The organism is Frigoribacterium sp. 2355 (genome assembly GCF_054060695.1).
Map to the genome: position 1 here is coordinate 191,334 of NZ_JBSSDL010000004.1, position 20,113 is coordinate 211,446.

Annotated in this window: 23 protein-coding genes and 1 tRNA gene; 5 read left to right on the forward strand and 19 right to left on the reverse strand. The window is 69.9% G+C overall.

Features of this window, described 5'->3' with window-relative positions:
* Positions 1-141 precede the first annotated feature (141 nt).
* Positions 142-375, reverse strand: coding sequence for a cell division protein CrgA (locus ACVJ1F_RS07085; protein ID WP_043595289.1), 234 nt, complete (start codon positions 373-375; stop codon positions 142-144).
* A gap of 152 nt (positions 376-527) precedes the next feature.
* On the opposite strand from ACVJ1F_RS07085, the gene ACVJ1F_RS07090 reads away from it, so the two are divergent.
* From ACVJ1F_RS07090 to ACVJ1F_RS07100, 3 genes are read left to right on the forward strand one after another with little or no spacing between them, the layout of a single operon-like run.
* Positions 528-1,304, forward strand: coding sequence for a class E sortase (locus tag ACVJ1F_RS07090; RefSeq protein WP_456885454.1), 777 nt, complete (start codon positions 528-530; stop codon positions 1,302-1,304).
* 2 nt (positions 1,305-1,306) lie between these two features.
* Positions 1,307-1,468 (forward strand): hypothetical protein, encoded by a 162-nt coding sequence (locus ACVJ1F_RS07095; RefSeq protein ID WP_456885455.1) that lies wholly within the window; start codon positions 1,307-1,309, stop codon positions 1,466-1,468.
* Positions 1,465-2,103 (forward strand): anthranilate synthase component II, encoded by a 639-nt coding sequence (locus tag ACVJ1F_RS07100; protein WP_123571112.1) that lies wholly within the window; start codon positions 1,465-1,467, stop codon positions 2,101-2,103. Before ACVJ1F_RS07095 ends, ACVJ1F_RS07100 begins: the two co-directional genes overlap by 4 nt.
* A gap of 117 nt (positions 2,104-2,220) precedes the next feature.
* Here ACVJ1F_RS07100 and pknB read toward each other — a convergent pair whose 3' ends face one another.
* The 7 genes from pknB to ACVJ1F_RS07135 form a co-directional block, all read right to left on the reverse strand.
* Positions 2,221-3,927 carry a Stk1 family PASTA domain-containing Ser/Thr kinase gene (pknB, locus tag ACVJ1F_RS07105; protein WP_123571113.1) on the reverse strand — a complete coding sequence of 569 codons (1,707 nt, stop codon included), beginning with the start codon at positions 3,925-3,927 and terminating at the stop codon, positions 2,221-2,223.
* 156 nt (positions 3,928-4,083) lie between these two features.
* Positions 4,084-5,862: a protein kinase domain-containing protein gene (locus ACVJ1F_RS07110; protein WP_456885456.1), complete on the reverse strand. Its 1,779-nt coding sequence runs from the start codon at positions 5,860-5,862 to the stop codon at positions 4,084-4,086.
* Positions 5,859-7,334, reverse strand: a complete 1,476-nt coding sequence (locus tag ACVJ1F_RS07115; protein ID WP_173154021.1) for a peptidoglycan D,D-transpeptidase FtsI family protein — start codon at positions 7,332-7,334, stop codon at positions 5,859-5,861. Before ACVJ1F_RS07115 ends, ACVJ1F_RS07110 begins: the two co-directional genes overlap by 4 nt.
* Complete coding sequence (locus tag ACVJ1F_RS07120) at positions 7,334-8,689, reverse strand: FtsW/RodA/SpoVE family cell cycle protein (protein WP_043595278.1); 1,356 nt, start codon at positions 8,687-8,689, stop codon at positions 7,334-7,336. The genes ACVJ1F_RS07115 and ACVJ1F_RS07120 overlap by 1 nt, the downstream gene beginning before the upstream one ends.
* A gap of 85 nt (positions 8,690-8,774) precedes the next feature.
* On the reverse strand, positions 8,775-10,022 hold the full coding sequence (locus ACVJ1F_RS07125) for a PP2C family protein-serine/threonine phosphatase (RefSeq protein WP_456885457.1): 1,248 nt from the start codon (positions 10,020-10,022) through the stop codon (positions 8,775-8,777).
* A gap of 6 nt (positions 10,023-10,028) precedes the next feature.
* On the reverse strand, positions 10,029-10,550 hold the full coding sequence (locus tag ACVJ1F_RS07130; RefSeq protein WP_043595274.1) for an FHA domain-containing protein FhaB/FipA: 522 nt from the start codon (positions 10,548-10,550) through the stop codon (positions 10,029-10,031).
* Positions 10,547-11,260, reverse strand: a complete 714-nt coding sequence (locus tag ACVJ1F_RS07135) for an FhaA domain-containing protein (protein ID WP_123571116.1) — start codon at positions 11,258-11,260, stop codon at positions 10,547-10,549. Before ACVJ1F_RS07135 ends, ACVJ1F_RS07130 begins: the two co-directional genes overlap by 4 nt.
* Positions 11,261-11,368: 108 nt before the next feature.
* On the opposite strand from ACVJ1F_RS07135, the gene ACVJ1F_RS07140 reads away from it, so the two are divergent.
* Both ACVJ1F_RS07140 and ACVJ1F_RS07145 read left to right on the forward strand, forming a co-directional pair.
* Positions 11,369-11,452 (forward strand) — tRNA-Leu (locus ACVJ1F_RS07140).
* 94 nt (positions 11,453-11,546) lie between these two features.
* A complete protein-coding gene (locus ACVJ1F_RS07145; RefSeq protein ID WP_456885458.1) occupies positions 11,547-12,146 on the forward strand; it encodes a hypothetical protein in 600 nt (199 codons plus the stop codon).
* 32 nt (positions 12,147-12,178) lie between these two features.
* Here the strand turns inward: ACVJ1F_RS07145 and ACVJ1F_RS07150 are convergent, their stop codons facing one another.
* From ACVJ1F_RS07150 to ACVJ1F_RS07200, 11 genes are all read right to left on the reverse strand, one after another.
* Positions 12,179-12,637 carry a hypothetical protein gene (locus ACVJ1F_RS07150; RefSeq protein WP_056228025.1) on the reverse strand — a complete coding sequence of 153 codons (459 nt, stop codon included), beginning with the start codon at positions 12,635-12,637 and terminating at the stop codon, positions 12,179-12,181.
* Positions 12,634-13,125: a hypothetical protein gene (locus ACVJ1F_RS07155; protein WP_456885459.1), complete on the reverse strand. Its 492-nt coding sequence runs from the start codon at positions 13,123-13,125 to the stop codon at positions 12,634-12,636. The genes ACVJ1F_RS07150 and ACVJ1F_RS07155 overlap by 4 nt, the downstream gene beginning before the upstream one ends.
* A 23-nt stretch (positions 13,126-13,148) precedes the next feature.
* The gene (locus ACVJ1F_RS07160) at positions 13,149-13,634 is read right to left on the reverse strand and encodes a hypothetical protein (protein WP_267659120.1); all 486 of its coding nucleotides are present in this window, start codon (positions 13,632-13,634) and stop codon (positions 13,149-13,151) included.
* Positions 13,621-14,103: a hypothetical protein gene (locus ACVJ1F_RS07165; protein ID WP_456885460.1), complete on the reverse strand. Its 483-nt coding sequence runs from the start codon at positions 14,101-14,103 to the stop codon at positions 13,621-13,623. Before ACVJ1F_RS07165 ends, ACVJ1F_RS07160 begins: the two co-directional genes overlap by 14 nt.
* Positions 14,100-14,366 carry a hypothetical protein gene (locus ACVJ1F_RS07170; RefSeq protein ID WP_192118391.1) on the reverse strand — a complete coding sequence of 89 codons (267 nt, stop codon included), beginning with the start codon at positions 14,364-14,366 and terminating at the stop codon, positions 14,100-14,102. Before ACVJ1F_RS07170 ends, ACVJ1F_RS07165 begins: the two co-directional genes overlap by 4 nt.
* Positions 14,367-14,797: 431 nt before the next feature.
* Entirely contained in the window at positions 14,798-15,322 is a 525-nt protein-coding gene (locus ACVJ1F_RS07175) for a T6SS immunity protein Tdi1 domain-containing protein (protein WP_148053679.1), read from the reverse strand.
* 54 nt (positions 15,323-15,376) lie between these two features.
* The gene (locus tag ACVJ1F_RS07180; protein ID WP_137846903.1) at positions 15,377-15,859 is read right to left on the reverse strand and encodes a hypothetical protein; all 483 of its coding nucleotides are present in this window, start codon (positions 15,857-15,859) and stop codon (positions 15,377-15,379) included.
* Complete coding sequence (locus tag ACVJ1F_RS07185) at positions 15,849-18,290, reverse strand: DNA/RNA non-specific endonuclease (RefSeq protein WP_456885461.1); 2,442 nt, start codon at positions 18,288-18,290, stop codon at positions 15,849-15,851. Before ACVJ1F_RS07185 ends, ACVJ1F_RS07180 begins: the two co-directional genes overlap by 11 nt.
* Positions 18,290-18,646: a DUF6507 family protein gene (locus tag ACVJ1F_RS07190; protein ID WP_456885462.1), complete on the reverse strand. Its 357-nt coding sequence runs from the start codon at positions 18,644-18,646 to the stop codon at positions 18,290-18,292. Before ACVJ1F_RS07190 ends, ACVJ1F_RS07185 begins: the two co-directional genes overlap by 1 nt.
* Entirely contained in the window at positions 18,643-19,017 is a 375-nt protein-coding gene (locus tag ACVJ1F_RS07195; protein WP_157485206.1) for a hypothetical protein, read from the reverse strand. Before ACVJ1F_RS07195 ends, ACVJ1F_RS07190 begins: the two co-directional genes overlap by 4 nt.
* Before the next feature lie 4 nt (positions 19,018-19,021).
* Positions 19,022-20,113, reverse strand: a complete 1,092-nt coding sequence (locus ACVJ1F_RS07200; protein WP_456885463.1) for a DUF6177 family protein — start codon at positions 20,111-20,113, stop codon at positions 19,022-19,024.

The window sequence follows — 20,113 nt, forward strand, 5'->3', positions numbered from 1 at the left end:
CGAGAGGCGGCTCCCCATCGGGGAGCCGCCTCTTCTCGTCGGCCGACGCGATCTCATCCGCCCGAGTTATCCACAGGAAAGTTATCCACAGGGTTTCCCACAATGGGGATAGTTACAGGCGTGTAAGTTCGAAGGTGCGTTCTAGCGCCACCGGGTGGTCATCAAGAACCCGATGAACATGATCCCGAAGCCGACCAAGATGTTCCACGAGCCGAGCGAAGCCACCGGGAGGGTGCTCTGGCTGACGTAGAACACCACGATCCAGGCGAGACCGACGAGCATGAAGCCGAACATGACCGGCTTGAACCACACGGGGTTCGGCGCGTCCTCTGCGGTGCGGGCGGGCTTCGTGCTGCGGTTCGTGTCTTTGGCCATGGCGCACAGTGTACCGTGAGGCCCTTTTCGGTCCTGGGAGGGTCGCCACGTCCGTCCCCGGGTACGCCCGCGTTCTCCACATGCTCTCCACACGTTGTCCACCGGTGGTCCCCACAGTCTCCGCGGGAGCGGAGCCCGCCTAGAATCGAGTCATGACGGACCACGGGGGCGAGGCCCAGTTCTCGAGACGCACGAAGCGTCGCCGTCGATCCCGCGCCTCCTTCGTCAGCGTCCTCGGAGAACTGCTCATCACGGCCGGCGTCCTGGTGCTGCTCTTCATCGGGTGGCAGCAGTGGTTCAACGACCTCGTCGTCGCCGACGCCCACAAGGGCGAGGCGGCACGGCTGAGCGAGCAGTTCGACCAGGCGGCGACTGCGGCCCCCGAGCCGTCGTCCGACGGCTCGTACGGTGAGCCGCCCGTGGGGGCGGCGCCCGGCGAGGCCGAGGAGTTCGCCAACTTCTACGTCCCACGGTTCGGCGCCGACTACGCGGTCCCGATCGCCGGGGGGACGAGCACCGTGCGAACACTCAACAAGATCGGCATCGGCCACTACGACGAGACGCAGATGCCCGGCCAGGTCGGCAACTTCGGCATCGCCGCCCACCGGACCACCTACGGGGCGCCGTTCAACGAGATCGCCGACCTGCAAGAGGGCGACAAGATGTACGTCCAGACCCAGGACGGTTGGTTCACGTACTCGTTCCGCAACCTGCAGTACGTCCAGGCCACGCAGGTCTCGGTGCTGCAGCAGGTGCCCGACGCTCCCGACGTGTCGGCGACCTCGGGCGACCGCCTGATCACCCTGACGAGCTGCAATCCGATGTTCACCGCCCAAGAACGCATCGTCGCCTACGGTGTGTTCGACTCGTGGCAGCCGCTGTCGGCCGGCGCACCCGCCGAGCTCGCCGCTGCCGGAATCGGAGGCTGACCGTGTACGCCGCCCTCTGGCGCATCCTGCCCGGACCCTGGTGGGTCAGGCTCGTGCTCGTGCTCGTCCTGGTCGCCGCCGTGCTGTTCGCCCTCGTCGAGTGGGTCTTCCCCTACGTCAACGAACTCCTGCCCACCCCCGACGTCACCGTGGAGCAACCATGACGCGCATCCTCGTCCTCGACAACTACGACAGCTTCGTCTACACGCTGAACGGGTACCTCCAACAGTTGGGCGCCGAGACGGACGTCGTCCGCAACGACGCGTTCGACGCGGCCGACACCGCCGACCGCATCGCCGAGTACGACGCCGTGCTGCTGTCGCCCGGCCCGGGGACCCCCGCTGCCGCCGGCGTCTCCATCGACGTCGTGCACGCCGCCCTGGCGGCCGACAAGCCGCTGCTGGGCGTCTGCCTCGGGCACCAGGCCATCGCCGAGGCGCTGGGGGCCACCGTGACGCACGCCGACGAACTGATGCACGGCAAGACGTCGAAGGTCGAACACGACGACAGCGCGTTCTACGACGGGGTCCCGCAGCCGTTCACCGCGACGCGGTACCACTCGCTCGCCGTGGTGGACGAGACGGTGCCCGAGACGCTCGAGGTGACCTCGCGCACCACGGGCGGCGTCATCATGGGCCTGCAGCACCGTTCCGCGCCGGTCTACGGCGTGCAGTTCCACCCCGAGTCGGTGCTGACCCAGGGCGGTTACCAGATGATCGGCAACTGGTTGTCGGTCGCCGGCTTGCCGGGGGCAGCCGTGACGGCCCGGGGGCTCGACCCGCTCGTCGACCTGGGCTGAACGTCCGAGCCCGTCGTCCGGACGTCGAAGTCCGAGAGTCGTGCTCTCGGCGTCTCGCTCCGAGCGTCGAACTGGCTTCGTCGGACCTCGGCGTCGCTCCGTGGCTTCTGCGAGGGCTCAGCCGGTGCAGATGCGCAGGGTGACCGCCGAGCCCTGAGCCACGTCGCCGGGCGGGACGCTCATGCCCGACACCGTCTCACCGGTGCAGCCGGGGTCGGCCTGCGGGGTGACCGCCAGACCGAGCTGGTCGCGCAGGGTCGTGATGGCTTCTTCTGAGGGCTGGCGGGTGACGTCGGGAAGCTGCACGAGACCGTTGGACACCACGATGTCGACACCCGAGCCGAGAGCGACCTGCGCAGCCGCTGCCGGATCGGACGAGAGGACGGACCCCTCGGGAACGGTGGGCGAGTAGTCGGAGCTCTGCTGGCCCCGTTCGAGACCAGCATCGGTGATGGCCTGCCAAGCGGCGTCGACGGTCTGACCGGTGACCGACGGCATGGCGACGAGTTGGGGCCCCGACGAGACGGTCACCGTGACGGCGAATTCTTTCGGGACGGACGTGCCGGGCTCCGGATCGGTCGACACGATGTCGCCGGCGTCGATCGTCGGGCTGGTGGCGTCGGCACGGACGACCGTCAGGCCCAGGTCGTCGAGGCGGGCGGATCCGGTCTCGAAGCTGACCCCGACGAGGTCGGGGATGCGGGACGACTGAGCGTTGTCGACGGTGGGAGGCGTCAGGTTGACCACCCAGAAGACGACGGCGACGATGACGACGGCCACGAGCACGATGCCCGCCCAGATCCAGGCGACGGGCGGCCGGGTCTGCGTTCGTTGGGGCCGTCCGGTGTCGTCCGATTGCAGCTCTTTCAGCGCGGCCTCGCTGCCCGCATTCGCGTGCGGGTTGACGCCGAAGAGCGTGGAGCCGGCGTCGACCGCGTGCGGCCGGCGGGCCGGAGCACGACCGGCGCCCGCGGCTTCGAGGTCGTCGCGGAACTCGGCGGCGCTCTGGAAGCGGTCGAAGCGGTCTTTGGTGAGCGCGTGCAGGACGACGGCGTCGAGCGCCGGACTGACCTGTCGCTCGAGCGTGCTCGGGGGGACGGGAGGCTCGCTGACGTGACGGTAGGCGACCGCGACGGCGCTGTCGCCGGTGAAGGGCGGCTTGCCCGTGAGCAACTCGAAGAGCATGACGCCGGTCGAGTAGAGGTCGGTGCGGGCGTCGACGGTCTCGCCGCGCGCCTGCTCGGGGCTGAAGTACTGCGCGGTGCCGAGGATGGCCGTCGTCTGCGCGACGGTGGCCGCCGAGTCGCTGATGGCGCGGGCGATGCCGAAGTCCATCACCTTGACCTGGCCCGAGTTGGTCAACATGACGTTGCCGGGCTTGATGTCGCGGTGGACCACGCCCGCCCGGTGCGAGTACTCGAGGGCCGTCAGCACGCCCGAGGTGACCCGCACGGCCTCGTCGGGGTCGAGTGGGCCTTCGGCGACGATGTCCTTGAGCAGACGCCCCTCGACGTACTCCATGACGATGAAGGGGACGACCACGTCGAGCCCGCGGCGGTCGCGGACGACCTCTTCGCCGGCGTCGAAGACCCGGACGATGGTCGGGTGGGCCATGCGGGCGGCGGCCTGGGCCTCTTGGCGGAACCTCGACCGGAAGGCCGGATCGGTCGCGAGGCTGGGCTTCATCAGCTTGACGGCGATCTTGCGGCCGAGTCGGGCGTCGGTGCCGACGTGGACGTCGGCCATGCCACCGCGGCCGATCAGGTCACCGATCTGGTACCGGTTGGCGAGGAGATGGATGCTCTCTCTCACACCTTCAGCCACGCCTGTTCTCCCAACGACCCACCCCTGTCTGGCGACACGGTCGGAGCCAGTGTACCGGGGCGGTAGCCCCCGGACTGGGTACGGACCTAGGCCGAAGGGATGATTGTCAGGGCTTCGTGACCCCGGTCGTCTGCACGACCGGGGTCACGATCGGACCTACTGAGGGTCGGTGCCCTCCGAGGGGCTCGGGGCCGGTGACGTGGCCGGGGCCGTCACCGTGATGGTGACTCCCGGCGACGGCTCGGACGCGATCTGACCGCAGTTGGCCACGTAGCTGACCGTGAGGTTGCCGGCAGCCGAGGCGGTCACCGTGAGGGACGTCGCGTTGGCACCGAGGCCCCCGGCCGACTGACCCGAGGTGTCGGTCCCGCCGGTGATCGTGTACGAGTAGCCCGTCAGCGAGTAACCGGTCGGGCACCCCGTGTAGGCGGGCCAGTTGATGGTGGCGGTGTCGCCGGCCTCGACCTGGCCCGGGGTGGCGGTGGGCGTCGAGGGCTGGGCAGGGGTCGGGGCCGCGCGGTAGATGTAGATCGTCACCGACGAGCCCTTCTCGAGGGCACCCGTCGGGTCGATGCTGGCGACGGTGCCGACCTGGTCGGGGCTCGGCGCGCTCGACCCGGCGTCGGCCGAGTCGACCTGCAGGCCGAGTTCTTCGAGGGAGGCGCGGGCAGCGGCCTCGGTCAGCCCCACGTAGTCGCCCGAGGACACCGTCACGGACGTCGGGGTCGGGGTGGGCGTCGGAGTCGTCCGGGTCGGCGTCGGCGTGCTGCTCGAGGTCGTCGGCGCGGGCGCGGGATCGTCGGTGTTGCCGACCGCGAAGACGATGCCGACGACGAGGGCGATGACGGCCAGGACGGCGAGGACCATCAGCGGCCAGAACCACGGACTGCGCTTCTTCTCGTCGGGTTCGTCGTCGCCGTCGCGCAGGGCGTCGGGATCGGCCGAACCGGCCACGTAGCCCGCGGCAGCACCGCCGGCGGCGCTCTGGGCACGGGTGGCCATCGGATCGAACAGTTGCGTCGTGGCGTCCTGGGCGTTGAAGGCCTGGGTCGCCGTGTCGGCGGGCGTGGCGGCGACGGCGCCGATCGCCGGGACGGCGACGGTCGCCGCGGCCACGTCGCCGCGGCGGAGGGCCCGAGCGGCCTGGGCGAGGGCCGAGGCCGTCGCCGGCCGTTCGCCCGGCTTCTTGGCGATGCAGGACAGGACGAGACGACGCACGGGTTCGGAGACCGTCGACGGGAGGTCGGGCGGCTGCTCGTTGATCTGTGCCATCGCGATGGCGACCTGGGACTCGCCCGTGAAGGGTCGACGACCGGCCAGGGCCTCGTAGGCCACGATGCCGAGCGAGTAGATGTCGGTGCTGGGGGACGCCGGGTGGCCGCTCGCCTGCTCGGGCGAGAGGTACTGCACGGTGCCCATGACCTGGCCCGTGGCCGTCAGCGGAACCTGGTCGGCGATGCGTGCGATGCCGAAGTCGGTGATCTTCACCCGGCCGTCCGGGGTGACGAGCAGGTTGCCGGGCTTGATGTCGCGGTGCACGAGACCTGCGGCGTGGGCGGCCTGGAGGGCCGAGGCGGTCTGCGCGACGATGTCGAGGACCTTGTCGGTCGGCAGGACGCGGTCGCGCTCGAGGACCGTCGACATGGCCTCGCCGGGGACGAGCTCCATCACCAGGTAGGCGCTGCCCTCTTCTTCGCCGTAGTCGAAGACGTTCGCGATGCCCTCGTGGTTGACCAGGGCCGCGTGACGGGCCTCGGCGCGGAAGCGCTCGAGGAATCCGGGATCGCCCAGGTACTCGTCCTTGAGGATCTTGATGGCGACCGTGCGGCCGATGACGAGGTCGGTGGCTTCCCAGACCTCGCCCATGCCGCCGATGGCGACTCGGGTCGACAGCTGGTAACGCCCACCGAAGGTGACTCCGCCGGATGGTCTCATTTGTTCAGCACCGCCTCTAGTACTTTCTTCGCGATCGGTGACGCGACACTGTTGCCGAATGCGGACTGGCCCTGTCCGCCGCCGTTCTCGACGACGACCGCGACCGCGACCTCGGGGTCAGCAGCAGGCGCGAACCCGGTGAACCAGAGGGTGTACGGCTCGCCGGGGCCGTTCTCGGCCGTTCCTGTCTTGCCCGCGACGTCGACGCCGTCAATTCTTGCATTGCTCGCCGCACCGTTCGCGACGTCCTGCACCATCATGTCGGTCATCGTGGCCGCAGTCTGGGAGCTGATGGGCTTGCCGTACTCGGAGGGCGAGAAATCCTCGACGGGGCTCAGGTCGGGGTTCAGGACGCTCTCGATCAGGGTCGGGTTCATCTCGGTGCCGCCGTTGGCGATGGCGGACGAGACCATGGCCATCTGCAGGGGCGTCACGCGGTCGGAGCCCTGCCCGAAGGACTGCAGCATGAGGGTGGCATCGTTGATGGCCTGGCCCTTGGAGTCCTCGATGGGGAACTGGCTCGGCGTGACGGCCTGGGGGACGCCGATGGAGTCGTCGCCGAAGCCGAACTTCTCGGCCTGATCCTGGAGGGCCTTCGCACCGAGGGCCTGGCCGAGCTGCGCCATGGGGATGTTGCACGACAGGCGGAGGGCGGTGGCGATGGTGGCCGTCTCGCCGCCGCCGCAGCTCCCGCCCTCGGCGTTGTTGATGTTCGTGCTGGTGCCGGGCAGCGTCAGGGTCGACGGGTTGGGGAAGGCGCTGTCGGGCGTGTAGTCGCCGCTCTCGAGCGCAGCCGCCGTCGTGATCAGCTTGAAGGTCGAGCCCGGTGCGTACAGGTCGCCCTGGATCGCCCGGTTCTGCAGCGGAGCCGAGGGGTCGGCGATCAGCGAGTCGTAGGCGTCGGTGACGGTCTGACGGTCGTGGCTGGCGAGCGGGTTGGGGTCGTAGCTGGGCTTCGAGACCATCGCGAGGATCTTGCCGGTCTTCGGGTCCATCGCGACGACCGAGCCCGAGTTCGAGCCGAGGGCGTCGTAGGCCGCCTGCTGGACGGTGGGGTCGAGGGTGAGGTTGACCGTGGCCCCCTCGGGGTCCTGACCCGTGAGCAGCGAGTTGACCTGGTCGAAGAACTGCGAGTTCGCGTTGCCCGTGAGGTACCGGTTCATGGCGTCCTCGATGCCTCGGGATCCCTGACCCAGCGTGTAGTAGCCGGCGACGGGTGCGTAGAGGTCGGGCTGCGAGTAGGTGCGCTGGAACTCGTACTGGTCGTCGACGGGGGTCGACTGCGCGATCGCCTGACCGCCGACCAGGATGGGACCGCGTTGCGCCGAGTAGCTGGCGAGCAGGGCCCGCGAGTTGCGGGCGTCGGCGTTCAGCGCGTCGGCCTGGAACGCCGTGATGTAGGTCGTCGAGAGGAAGAGCGCGACGAACATGGCGAGCACCACGTAGCTCACGCGTCGGAGTTCTTTGTTCATCAGCCGATCACCAGCCTCGGTTGGTTGCGCACGGAGTCGGACAGTCGCAGCAGCAGGGCCACGATGATCCAGTTGGCCACGAGCGACGAGCCGCCCGCGGCGAGGAAGGGAGCGGTGAGGCCCGTGAGCGGGATCACCCTCGTCACGCCACCCATGACCACGAAGACCTGCAGGGCCACGACGAAGGCGACGCCGACCCCGAGCATGCGACCGAAGTCGTCCTGACCCACGAAGCCGATGCGGAACCCGCGAGAGACGAGCAGGAGGTAGAGCGCCAGGATGGCGAAGAGCCCGGTGAGGCCGAGTTCTTCGCCGAGCGACGCGAAGATGTAGTCGCTCTCGGCGAGCGGGGTGGTCTGCGGACGGCCCTGACCGAGCCCCGTGCCGATCAGTCCGCCGTTCGCCAAGCCGAACAGACCCTGCACGAGCTGGAAGGACCCGCCGACGGCGTCGTACTCGGACTGGGCGAAGGGGTTGAGCCAGGCGGCGAAACGGCCCTGCACGTACCCCAGGAAGGTGCTGGCGATCAGGGCCCCTCCGAGGAACAGGCCGACGCCGAGCACGATCCAGCTCGCGCGCCCCGTGCCCACGTAGATCATGACGAGGAACAGCCCGAAGTAGAGCAACGAGGTGCCGAGGTCGCGCTGGAAGATCAGGACGCCCATGGCGACGAGCCAGACGATGAGGATCGGCCCGAGGTCGCGTGGTCGCGGGAACCGCATGCCCAGGATCTTCGGCCCCATGAGCGAGAGGTTGTCGCGGGCGGTGACGAGGTAGCCGGCGAAGAAGATGGCCAGCGTGATCTTGGCGATCTCGCCCGGCTGGAACGAGAACGGTCCGATGTCGATCCACACGCGGGCGTTCAGCCCCTCGCGGCCGATGCCCGGCAGGAGGGGCAGCAGCAGCAGCACGATCGACACGAACATCGCGATGTAGCGGTACCGCGACAGCACCCGGTAGTTGCGGATCACGAGCAGCACGGCGAGGGCGATCACCATCGCGAGGACGGTCCAGACCATCTGCTTGATGCCCAGCGCGCCCCAGCCCTCACGCCCCTCGGCCAGGTCGAGGCGGTAGATCATCGCGATGCCGATGCCGTTCAGAGTGACGGCGATCGGCATGACGAACGGGTCGGCCTCGCGGGCGACGACCCGCAGGACGACGTGGAAGATCAGGGCCAGGCCCAGCACCATCGAGCCGGCGATCAGCACGGTCGGGTCGACCTCGCCGGTCGCACCGAGCTGGACCAGCACCATCGCTCCGGCGGCGACGCCGCAGGCGATCAGCAGCATGAGCAGTTCGAGGTTGCGCAGGCGCGCGGGTTCGCGCAGGCGCAGCGAGATCGCCTGCGTCATGTTCGTGGGACGCGAGGCCTTCGCGGACGGCTTGCGCGCGCCTCCTACGCGACCGATGACCTCGGTCGCGTCACCACCGGGTGCGTCAGGGGTTGCTGGCATCGGCCAACCTCTCGACGATGGCCCTGGCGTCCGCGAGGGAACCGGCGTTGATGGTGTCTTCGACGGTGGTCTGCGTGTAGTTCGGCAGGTCGTCGACCTGGACGTCGGTGGTCTCGTAGACGCTCGAGAGGCCGATGGGCCCGAGGCTCTGTTGCACGCCCTTGTAGATGACGACCGTGCCCCGCTCTTCGCCCACGTAGTAGTGGTCTTGCGTCCACTGGTAGGTCAGCACGAGCCCGGCGACGAGCGCGGCGATCGCGACGACGAGGGCGGTCAGCCAGGTGATGCGGCGACGGCGACGGCGACGTTTGTCTTCGGCGATGAGCTCGGCGAGGTACTCGTCGCTCTCGGGCTCGAAGTGGCTGTCTTCCGGCGTCGTGGCGACCTTGAGCGGGTGCAGCAGGATCGTCGGCAGACGGAGCTGCTTGCGCCCGGCATCGCTGTCGAAGCTGAGGGGTGAGGCGGCCGACCCGACCGTGACGGGTTCGTCGAGTGCCGAGTCGCCCGACTCGTCGACGTCGACGATGACGACGGTCACGTTGTCGGGGGCGCCGTGGTCGAGGGTCTCCTTCACGAGACGCCGGGCCGTCTGCTCGGCGTCGAGACCCATGGCCATGGCCTTCTTGATGCGCTCCTCGGCGAGGTAGCTGCTGAGGCCGTCCGAGCAGATTAGCCAGCGGTCGCCGGGCTGCGTGCCGAGGGTCGCCGTGTCGATCTCGGGTGCCGCGTCGACGTCGCCGAGCACGCGCATCAGCACGCTGCGTCGGGGGTGGACCGCCGCTTCTTCGGGCGTGATGCGACCGCTGTCGACCAGGCGCTGCACGAAGGTGTGGTCGGCGGTGATCTGGCTGAGCTCGCCCTCGCGGAACAGGTAGATGCGCGAGTCGCCGATGTGGGCGATCGCCATGCTGTCACCGACGCGCAGCATGGCGCTGACGGTGGTGCCCATGCCGGTGAGCTCTTGGTGTTCGAAGACGGTCTCGGCCAGCAACTGGTTCGCGGCGATCAACGACGACTGCAGCGCGAACTCGGCGTCACCCGGCGAGGTGTAGACGCGGTCGGTCTCGCGGATCCGTCGGATCGCGATGGCCGAGGCCACGTCGCCGCCCGCGTGCCCGCCCATGCCGTCGGCGACGACGAAGAGTTGCGTGCCGGCGTAGCCGCTGTCTTGGTTGTTGGACCGGATCTTGCCCACGTTGGACAGAGCGGCACTCTTGGCGTGCGTCGTCATGAGGGCCTACCGCCGGAGCTCGAAGCTCGTCTGCCCGATCGTCACGGTCGCGCCCGTGGGCACGGGGGTGGGGACCGACACGCGCTCACCGGCGAGGAACGTGCCGTTGGTGGAGTCGAGGTCTTGCACGACCCAGCGGCCGTTCCAGAGCATGAGGCGCGCGTGGTGGGTCGAGGTGTAGTCGTCGCGGATCACGAGGTTGCTCTCTTGGGACCGCCCGATGGTGAGCGGCCCGTCGCCGAGGGGCATCTCGAGGCCGGCCTTGGCGCCCTTGGTGATGACCAGGCGCGTGGCGCGCCCGTCACCCTGCGGCGTCGGTGCCGGCGCGGCGGGCGCGGGACGCGGGGCGGGGGCAGGAGGCGCGGTGGCGGTCGAGCTCGCCTTGCCGGGTGTGGCGTCGGCGGGCATCTTGCGCGCCCGCTGCCCGAAGAGGTCGCTCCGCAGCGCGAACACGATCACGAAGACGAACAGCCACAGGACGGCCAGGAAGCCGAAGTGGAGCACCAGCAGGGTGAGGGCTGAGGTCATCGTCGGCCACCCGTGGAGTCGGGCCCGTCGAAGGGGTCGGGCGTCGATGACTGGGGGAGCACGCGGAACACGATACGCGTACGACCGATCTGGATCACCGAATCGGGCTGCAGCGGCGCCTTGGTGAGGGGGTTGCCGTTGAGCTTCGAGCCGTTCGTCGAGCCGAGGTCGCGGACCTGGGCGCGTGACCCGTCCCACAGGATCTCGACGTGCTGACGGGAGGTACCGGTGTCTTGAACGGTGATGTCGGCGTCGCTGCCGCGGCCGATGATCGTGCGGGCACCGCTGAGCTCACGGCGCTTGCCGTCGATCTCGACGAACGGCTTCCACTGCACCTCGCCGCGCAGGTTGCGAGAGTCGACCGACATGATGCCGACGCTCAGCGAGTCGTCCTGGCGGAGGCGGATGCCGAGGGGCCCGGCGAACTGGTACCCCTGGGCGGTGGCATGACGCTGCGTGAGCTGCGTGAGCTCGTCGATCAGGGCCGGACCGATGCCGGACATCTTCTCGTAGTCGATGGGGGCGAGGCGCACCTGGAGCTCGTTGGGCACGAGGATGCGGTCACGCGAGACCACCGCGGCCTTGGTGTCGAGCTCGCGGCGCAGCGCGTTCGTGATCTCGAGTGGTTGCACGCCCGAACGGAACGTCTTGGCGAAGGCACCGTTGACGGCACGCTCCAACCCGCGTTCGAAATTGTCGAGCAGTCCCATGGGTCTCCAGGTTCGGGGTCTCTGGTCGCCCGATCTTAGCCCGAACGAGTGAAAGGTACTCACCGCTGCTCTTCCGGGCCTCTGACGCGTGCTAAAGTCTACGAGTTCGCGCGAGTGGCGGAATTGGCAGACGCGCTGGCTTCAGGTGCCAGTGCTCGAAAGGGCGTGGGGGTTCAAGTCCCCCCTCGCGCACGAACGTGAAGGCTCACCTCCGGGTGGGCCTTCTCTCTTTCCCGGCTCTGGTCCCACCCGTCGCCGTCGGCCCGTGCAGTGGTTGTCTGGTGCGATGAGCCAGCAGGGCGCGGTCGTGTTCGAGTTCGACGAGGTGCTCTTCGACGAGTTCCCGAAGGCCCCGTGGGTGCCCCGCAACCAGCGCATCGTCGTCGACTCCGACCGCCGCGTGGTGGGTCGCCGCGACGGCGTCGTGGTCAGCGTCACCGACCTGCCCCCGGTGTACGCACACGCCGACATCGGGCCGAGGATCAGCAGCATGCAGTCCTTCGTCACCGTCGGTGACCAGGTCGCGTGGATCGTCCGGACCGTCGAGGGCACGCGGTTCACCTCGTCCGCCGACGACCTCGACGAGGAGGCGCGGCTCGAGATCGCGAGGGACGCCACCCTCCACGGGTTCCTCGACGACCTCGAGTGCATGGTCATCGCCGACCTGTCGGACATGCGATTCGGACAGGACCGCGAACTGACGCGCTGCCGTCTCGAGGTGACCCGCGCCTCCGGGGGGCCGGTCACCTGGGCGCTCGTCGTCGAGGGCACGGGGCACCGGATCGAGACGGACACGGTCGAGGCCGCGGAGTTCGTCGGCCGGCAGCTCAACGACATCGCGATCGACGGCGACCCGCTCGCCCTCGAGGCCGTGCTGCCGCTCTGAGGCGTCTCGACCCGATCAGCCCGTGAGGCCGGTCACGGAGAGCCTCCGGCCGATCGCGAGGCGACGACGGCGGCGAGCCAGCCAGGGATCGCCTCGGCGGGCCGTGGGTACGACTCGAGATCGTCGAGGTAGGCCTGGTCGTCGATCCAGGTGTGAGGAGCGCGGTGGTCGAAGTCGAACGAGGTGCCGAGCTTGCCAGCGGCGGTGACCCGGAAGCGGGCGCTGAACCACGATCCGACGTCGGCTCGGTACATGAGCCGTCGGAGGTCGGAGGCGGCGGCGCCCGCCTCGTCCGTGTCGGGAGTGGACGACTCGTGGCCGGCTTCGTCGAAGAAACCCACGGATGCCACCCGGACGCCTCCGACCTCGGAGAAGTCGAACTCCGCCCGGACGGAGCCTCGAGGCATCATGCGGTGGACGGCGAGACCCACCCGACGGAGGGCATCACGTTCGGTCGGCACGCGGCCACCGCCGTCGTCGTGTTCGCTCATCGCTCGGCCCCGCCGCCACCGCCGGCTCGGCCGGCCAGGTCGTGGCGGGTCGGGGCGCCGGCGAGGATGGCGGCGAGCCAGTCGGGGGTGTTCTCGGGGGTGCGGGGGAACTCGTCGAAGTCGGCTCGGTAGGCCTCGGCGGCGAAGTGGCCCAGCTCGGGTTCGTTGTCGTAGTCGTACGACGCGCTCATCTTGCCGGTCGCCGTGACCGTGAACACCGCGGTGAACCAGGTACCCGAACCGGGTCGGTACATCGCCTTCCGGAGGTCGCGTGCCGCCCGGAAGGTCGTCTCGTCGGGCAGCGCGTGGTCCTCGCTCCCGTCGATGCGGGGCAGGACCGTCTCACCGGCCATGACGCCCCCAGCGATGCTGGTCTTCATGACGATCCGGTCGAAGCCGGTCGGGAGCAGGCCGTACAGCTGCCGGCCGATGTCTCGGAGGATCGTGCGCTCGGCCTCGATGCCGGTCGTCGGTGGGCCGTCGGACATGCGTGTATCCCTTCGGTCATCGATCACTTGCGGTCGTGGCGGGTCGGGGCGCCGGCGAGGATGGCAGCCAGCCAATGCGGGGTGTTCTCGGGGGTGCGGGGAAATCGAGCCAGATCGGCCCTGTAGGCATCCGCGGAGAAGTGGCCCAACTCGGGCTCGTGGTCGTAGTCGTACGACGCGCTCATCTTGCCGGCCGCCGTGACCGTGAACACCGCGGTGAACCAGGTCCCCGCATCTCGACGGTGCATGGCGCCGCGGAGGACTTCGGCCGCCTCGAACGCATCGACAGGCCCGATGATCGATTCGAGCGAACCGTCGAGTCGATGGACACGGGTCCGGCCGGCGAGGACGCCGCCCGCCACGCTGACCTGCATCTCGACACGATCGTGTTCTGAGTTCAGAGTCGGATACAGCAGACGACCGATGGCGCGCAGTTGGACGCGTTCGGCTTCGAGTCCCGCCGGCTGCCCGTCACGTGAAGCAGAGCGGCTCTCCTCAGCGCCGGTCATCGTGTCCGAGGCGAACGAGGTCGTGGCGGGTCGGGGCACCGGCGAGGATGGCGGCGAGCCAGTCGGGGGTGTTCTCGGGGGTGCGGGGGAACTCATCGAAGTCGGCTCGGTAGGCCTCGGCGGCGAAGTGGCCCAGTTCGGGTTCGTTGTCGTAGTCGAATCGCGTGCGGAGCTTCCCTTCCGCCGTTACCGTGAACCAGGCGGTGAACCATGTTCCGGCCCCCGGCCTGTACATGGCCTCTCTGAGTTCACGAGCACGGAGGGTGGAGTCCCTCGTGCCCATGATGGAGTCGTCCGTCCCGTCCGGGCGGTAGAGGCGCTTCTTTCCGGAGGAGACACCACCGACGATGCTGATCTCGGCCTCGATGCGATCGAAGCCCGCTGCGATCTCGCCATGAAGAGCCAGACCGACCCCTCTCAGCGCAGAGCGCCCTTGCTCGAGTCCGGGTGGGTTATCATGTCGTGTCATGACTCGGGTTCTCCCTTCGGCTCATGTGTGCCACCCCTGCCGACGAGGTCGTGGCGGGTCGGGGCACCGGCGAGGATGGCGGCCAGCCAGTCGGGGGTGTTCTTCGGCGTGCGGGGGAACTCGTCGAAGTCGGCGCGGTACGCCTCGGCGGCGAAAGACCCGAGCTCGGGCTCGTGGTCGTAGTCGTACCTCGCACTGAGCTTCCCCCCGGCGGTGACGGTGAACACGCCCGTGAACCACGTCCCGGCTTCGGGTTTGCTCATGACCCTCCGGAGATCGCGGGCCGCCCGGAAGACGCCACGACCGGACGAGAGAGAGGTCGAGCTGCCGTTTGCGGCATGCAGCTCGATCGTGCCGGCTGTCACTCCGCCGACCACGCTGATCCGGGCGATCACTCGATCGTGGTCGCGCGGGATGACGGCATGGAGCGCTTTGCCGAGGATGCGGAGTGCGTCCCTCTCGGCAGGCATGCCGTGGGGCTCCGAGTCGTGAGCGGACGGCACGGGCCCGAGTACTCCTGAGTCCGCCAGTTCTCTCGAGGTCGTGAGGCATGCCTCGAGGTAGGCATCGGGCGATGTGCCGCCTCCGACGAGGATCAGGGTCCCGCCCGTCGTCGACTGCGCGGTCGCGACCGACAGCCCCACCTCACGTGCAAGTGGATGCGAGCATGCGGCGTCTGTGCCGCTGGCGTGAGTCACGGCAGTGGGCCCGCGACGGAGGAGATCAGGAGGACGTGCTCGCGCATGTCGACGACCTCGAGGGACGCAGCAGATCGTCGGCCTCCGAGGGCGAGCAGCGGGCTGAAACCGAAGCATTCGTCGGAGCGGGGCACCCCGAGACGCTCCCGCGCCTCCGGGAAGGGGCTCCAGTCGAAGTAGTCGGGGTCGGCCAGGAACGACTCGTAGCCGAGGATGACGAGGAGCGTCGAGAGCCTGTTGGCGATGATCCGGCTCGTGCCCCGTCGAAATTCGAGGAGGTGCGCTCGGCCGTCGAGCCAGACGACCAGGTCTCCGAGGGCGGACGACATCAGGGGCGTGGCCGCCGCGAATCGAGGTGCGACCTCGGCGAGGACGTCCTGCCACGCGGTGGGGTCGACGATGCGCAGGTACCCGTCAGCCGTCGCGCCCAGCCCGTGGTCACGCCACAGGGCCACGACGTCGTCGGGAAGACGCTCGACAGCGGCGTCGAGGCTGGCGGAGGACAGTGGAGGCCCTGGCATCAACGGCTGCGTCACGTGACTCCAGCCCTGTTGCGCGAGTCCATGTCTCGACTCTCAGACGGGACCCTCGTCACGGCCGACGAGGTCGTGCCGGGTGGGCGCACCCGCGAGGATCGCGGCGAGCCACTCGGGCGTGTTCTCGGCAGTCCGGGGAAAATCCTCGAAGTCGGCACGATATTCCTCGGCACCGAAGTGACCTAGTTCGGGTTCGTTGTCGTAGTCGTACTGTGCGCTGAGTTTTCCGGCGGCCGTCACGGTGAAGACGGCGGTGAACCACGTGCCTGCCCCTGGCTTGTACATCAGGCGCCTCAGTCGACGAGCCGCTTCGAACGTGCGTCGCGCGGGAGCAGCCGACTCCTGGGAGCCGTCGGCTGCGAAGAGCAACGTCTCGCCGGCCATCACACCCCGAGCCATGCTTGTCTGCATGCGGATGCGGTCGGAACCCGAAGGAATCAGTGCAAGGAGCTGCGAACCCAGTTCTCTCAGTGCATCACGTTCTGCTTCGAGACCCGACTTCACCTTGTCGTCACCGGACATTGTCGTAGAACTCCTGTCGTAGCGGTTGACCGTGAGCCTGGATCTTGACTTGGACACCGGTCGGGACTGTGTTCGTGCCCTCGTACTCCGGAAGCACTTTGAGGTCGGCGGCGCCTCCGTCGGACGCGGTCAGGGCTTGCCGGAGTTCGCGTTCGAGGTTACCGAAGGAGTGGCCCCGGCCGCGATTGACCTCTCGGAGCATCGGCACGATGTTGATCTTCTCGCCGCCGCCGCCGAACATGTTGGCCAGGAGGTGGCCTCCCTCGTACCCGACACCGCCCTCCTTGCCGATGCGCTTCTGCACCGACTCGGACCGGTCGGCATCGCCGAGTTGGAGGTCGTCGAACTCGGCGAGCACCGTGCGGCTGGCGTGGTCCGTGACGTAGACGTGCTTGCCACCGACGACGTAGGTCGTGTCCGCGGCGGGCTGCATGAGGTCGTAGTTCAGGTTGCCCTTGCCGCCGTACTCGGTCTCGACGTGGACGATGCGACCTGTCGCGTCGGTCGAGAACACACCCCGGCCAGGCACCGTGTACGCCGTGTCCGGGGCGAGGACCTGACCGTGGGCGAACGGCTTCTCCTTCGTCGGCAGGTCGGAGCCCGAGACCGTCACGTGGTGCTCGACGGCCGGTGTGGCGTGCGGCGTCGGTTCGGTCGGGGTGGGCGTCCGGTCAGGGCCCGACAGGTCGAGCTCCCCGATGTCCGTGTCATGGCCGCCACCGGCTGACCGGTCAGGGGTTGCACCCGCGCCGTCGACGGGACCGTCGGCCCGACCGGGCTCGTCCGTCCCAGGGCCGTCCGCGCGACCTGCGTCGCTCGTCCCAGGGCCGTCGGCCCGACCTGCATCGCTCGATCCGGCACCGTCGGCCCGACCGGCATCGGACGCCCCGCCGCCGTCGCCACGTTCGAGCAGCGTCGTGCCGCCTGATCCGGGGTCGGCGGCGCGGGCGGCACCGGCGGCCGGGTCGGAGCCGGTGCCACCACCCGCGTGAGCGGACGCGTCGGCGTGCGTGGCGGACGCGGCTCGCGCCTCCTCGGCTGTTCGACCGAGGTCGCCGTAGTCGGCGAAGTCCTCGAGCTTCGACAGCGAGCCGAAGTCGACGGTCTCGCCCGCCTTCAGGGCGCCGGTGAGACCGGAGAACTCGACGTCGGTCATGCGCTCGAGGGCGGCCATCGTGTCGGTCAGACCGTCGAGGTCGTCGAGTTTCGACAGGCCGCCGGCGTGCTCGCCGAACTCCGCGACGAGGTCCTCGACCCGTGACAGGCCCTTCGGCAGGTGCGACGCGTCCTCCGCCACCTCGGCCAGCCGGCCGGTGAGGGTCGCCGCCCGGGCCGCGCCCGACCCGACCTTGAGGCCCGCTCCGACCTGGCCCGCACCCGGGATGAAGAACGAGGCGACGTTCGCCACCGCGAAGGTGCCGGCGGCGACCGGGTCCTCTTCCCACTGCTCGGGCGTGCCGACGATTCCGCCGACCATGCCGTCCATCGTCTGCTTGTAGTTGTCGCGGAGGCCGCGCAGCGATTCCGGTACGGCCGAGTCGGGCAGGTTCGCGAGGGCGGGCGCCACCGGGAAGGCCACCGTGATGGCGAGGGCGCCGAGACCGGTCAGCATGCCGGTCCACGCCTCGCCGGCGAACGACCAGTCGTGCTTCCAGCCGTTCGCGGCGTCGAAGCCGACGAGCGACACGGTGCCCTCGACGAAGCTGGTGCCGAACTCGACGAGTCCGTCGCCGACCGACTCCTGGCACGACCGCTCGCCCTTGCCCTGGGCACCCCACGGGTTGTCCTCGGCGAGGTCGAGCTGCTCACCCGTCACGGCGGTCTGCGGAGCCACGCAGAGGTCGTCACGCAGGGCGTTGACGCCGTTCTCGAACTCGACCCGGGCCGCGTCGATCTTCGCGATCTCGGCGTTGTACTGCGACTGCAGCTCGTTGTTGCGCTCGACCGACGGTGTGTGCTCGTTCCACGGGATGGTCGTCTCGCCCTGGCCCTCGGGCACGATCGGCACCCCGCCGCCGCTCATCTGGCTGGCCTGGAAGAGCGGGTTGTCGGGGTCGTAGAAGTCGAGGGTCACGCCGCCGGCCACCGACGCGCGGAAGGCGTTCGCCTCGGTCACGAGCTCTTTGATGCGCGCGACCGGTGCCGTGACCGACTCGGCGAGCGTCTCGAGGAGGTCGGCCACCGTCGAGAGCTTGCCGGCGACGGCCTCGGCGTCGGTGCGCACCGGGTCCATCGAGGCGAACAACTGCGGCCCCTCGGGTGCGGTGTACGACGCGGACAGCCCCGACCAGTCGGTCATCACGGCCTCGGCGTTCGTCGTGACCGCGGTCGACGTGGTCTTGTAGCCCGCCGCCGCCGAGGCGATCGACTCGGGCACGATGTCGAGTCCGAAGAACTCGGCCGGTTCGATCAGCGACCCCTTCGTGGCCATCAGCGGGCCCCCTCGAAGAAGCTGAGGTCGCCCGACTCGGCGGCCTGCACGGCGGCGGACTGCGTCTGCGCGGCCATCTCCTCGTCGCCGTTCACGTAGGCCAGCGTCGCGTCGCCCGCCCCGGTCGCACAGGCGAGGATGCGCGCGTTGATGCCCTGCACGCGGTTCGTCTCGGACGAGATCAGGTCGACGACCGCCACGGCAGACGACACGAGGATGTCGCCGCCCACGCCGGCGTTCAGCTCGGCCTGGGCCGTCTCGACGCCGGTGAAGGTCGCCGCGAACGTCTCGGCCGAGCCCTGCACCTTGGTGAGGACGGCCACCACGCCGTCGGGTTCGATGCTCCACGAGCTCATCGGTCGTCTCCTGTCGTCACGAGGGTGCCCTGCACGTCGTCGGCCAGGCGCCGGGCCAGCGCCTGGGTGAGCGGCCCGTCGAAGGGGCCGTAGGCCTCGGTCCACCAGCGGTCGGTGGCCGGGCCGTCGGTGGTTCGGTCCGTGGGCCGGTCGGGGGACGCCGGGTCGGTGACCGGCAGTCCCAGGCCGCGCCGCGCCTCCCGGGCGTCCTCGAGCTGCGTGCTGCGAAGCACGGCCAGGACCAGGCCGTCCTCCGACGCGATCTGGATGCCGCCGCCCTGCCAGAGGCGCCCGGCACCGAGGCCGCCGTCGACGGCCGCGGCCGCGGTCACGACCTCGACGGCCGTCACGGGCTCGGCGGAGAGGATCACGAACTCACGGGGCACGGCGCACCGCCGGGGGGAGGAGGGCGTCGGCGACGACACCCGGGCCGATCGCGTCGAGGGCCGCCGCGAAGCGCTGCCACCGGGTCGCGTCGGCACCGAACGGCACGACGAGCGAGGGGGTGCGGGCGTTGCCGGTCGTGGTCCCGCCGTGCTCGGCGGCGAAGGAGGCCGCGTCGAGCCCCAGGCGCCGCACGGCCCGCGCGCCGACCACCGCGGCGAGGGGCTGCGGCGTCGTCGGCCGGTAGGGCGTGATGGTCGCGTCGGCCGCGCCACGCAGGCTCCACGCCGTCGCCAGCAGCACCTGCTGCTTCTCGGACAGGCTGCGCAGAGCCGAGGAGGCGCGGGTCGCGTCGTCGCCGCCGGTCGCCTCGGGCAGCGCGAACAGCAGCCGGGTCTCCTCGGTCAGGCCGGTCTCGCTGCGCGCGATGCGGATCGTGCCGGTCCAGACCGTGCCGTCGGGCGCGGAGCCCGCGACGTGCACCCGGGAGTCCCGCGGCATGCGGGCCCGGGCCAGGGCCGTGATGCGACCGCGGTCCCAGACGGTGGCGGGGGGTTCGGAGGTGCCCCACACGGTGGGCGGGACGCCCGCGACGGCGGTGACCAGCGCCTCCGTCGTCGTGCCGGTCAGGGCCTCGGCCCTCGCCGCGTGGTGCACGGCCACGGAGAACTGCAGCCACGGGCGCGTGGTCTCGACCGCCGGCTGGGGCAGGAGGGCGAACTCGTCGGCGGGCGCGGTCGCCCGCGCCGATCCGTCGACCGGGTCGCCGAGGGGATCGAGCAGGGCCTCGTCGTACGACGCCACCCGGGCACCGCCGATGGCGTGGCGCAGGTGGCCGTCGGCGTCCCGCACCAGCCAGGCCCCGGCGACGAGGCGCAGGGCCTGGTACAGCGCCCAGCTGAGCCGGGCGTCGTCGTGGGTGACGACGACGACGCGGACGCCGGCGCGGGTCGCGTCGGTGAGCAGGGCCTGCCGCCCCGAGGTCAGGCCGACGACGGGGGCGGTGCTGATCGTCGCGATCCACCCCGGCCCGCTCGCGTCGGCGAGCGGGTGGGGCAGGGTCGTCGCCCGTGAGTCGCTCAC